Source organism: Vibrio sp. 1727 (assembly GCF_033344415.1).
GTDB lineage: Bacteria > Pseudomonadota > Gammaproteobacteria > Enterobacterales > Vibrionaceae > Vibrio > Vibrio alginolyticus.
Genome location: NZ_JAWPOT010000264.1, coordinates 1 through 703 on the forward strand (window position 1 = coordinate 1; position 703 = coordinate 703).

1 protein-coding gene is annotated in these 703 nt (G+C 46.1%); it reads left to right on the forward strand.

Going from position 1 to position 703, the window contains the following annotated elements; all coding sequences use genetic code 11:
* On the forward strand, nucleotides 1-703 hold a 703-nt coding region (locus tag R8O10_RS25150; RefSeq protein WP_318191945.1), incomplete at both ends, for an MFS transporter.

Genomic DNA, 703 nt, shown 5'->3' on the forward strand with positions numbered 1-703 from the left:
GCACAGTCTTTCTCAGTCACCTATTCGCAAGCAGCGCAAACCCTATCGATCTACTTTACAGCATTTGCAATCGGAGTCGTGGTTTGGGGTCTATTAGCAGATAAATGGGGAAGACGTCCAACCATGCTAGTTGGTTTGCTCGTTTATGGGCTTTCTGCATTGGTTGCGATGCAAACTGACCGCTTTGATGTGGTCATGTTGGCTCGAGCGTTGAGCGCCTTTGGTATTGCGGTGGGTTCTGTGGTGACGCAAACCATGTTGCGGGACAGTTTTTCTGGCGAAGAGTTGGGTAAAGTATTCGGCGTAATGGGAATAGGAATTTCTGTCAGTCCGGTGATTGGCATGTTGCTCGGCGGCCAGTTAACCGCATTGGGCGGCTATCAAACCGTCTTTTTTACACTGTTTTTCATGGCGTTAGGCTTGTTTGTTTACAACGTTTTCAAACTGCCAGAGACACAAATTCAGAAACAGCCTTTGAATATGGGTTCACTTCTGGGGCGAATGCTCAGAGATGCGCAAATCTGGCAATCGACGTTATTAGTTGCGCTCTACAATATCGCATTGTTTTCTTACTACCAATTAGGTGCTTTCACATTTGAGGCGTTAGGTTTTAGCTCATCGGAGTATGGATACAGTGGCGTTGTACTTGGCTTAGGTACTTTTGTCGGCAGTTTGTTGAATAAATTTATGCTGGGTAAAGGAC